Origin of the sequence: Streptomyces doebereineriae (assembly GCF_031845645.1) — a bacterium.
GTDB lineage: Bacteria > Actinomycetota > Actinomycetes > Streptomycetales > Streptomycetaceae > Streptomyces > Streptomyces canus.
Genome location: NZ_JAVREZ010000617.1, coordinates 1 through 311 on the forward strand (window position 1 = coordinate 1; position 311 = coordinate 311).

The 311-nt window shown below is 60.1% G+C and carries 1 rRNA gene; it reads left to right on the forward strand.

Features of this window, described 5'->3' with window-relative positions:
- A 16S ribosomal RNA gene (locus tag RNB18_RS53540) occupies nt 1–117 on the forward strand; the annotation flags it as partial.
- Between the last annotated feature and the right edge of the window lie 194 nt (nt 118–311).

A 311-nucleotide genomic window follows, 5' to 3' on the forward strand; every position in this document is an offset into this window, starting at 1 on the left:
CCCGAAGCCGGTGGCCCAACCCCTTGTGGGAGGGAGCTGTCGAAGGTGGGACTGGCGATTGGGACGAAGTCGTAACAAGGTAGCCGTACCGGAAGGTGCGGCTGGATCACCTCCTTTCTAAGGAGCACTTCTTACCGATCCCTTCGGGGTGAGGTCAGAGGCCACTACGCAGGCACACGTTCTGCGGTGGTTGCTCATGGGTGGAACGTTGATTATTCGGCATTCTCAGTCATCTCGGGCTGCAAGTACTGCTCTTCGGAGCGTGGAAAGCTGATCACGAGTGGCGGGGGTGCCGGGCACGCTGTTGGGTG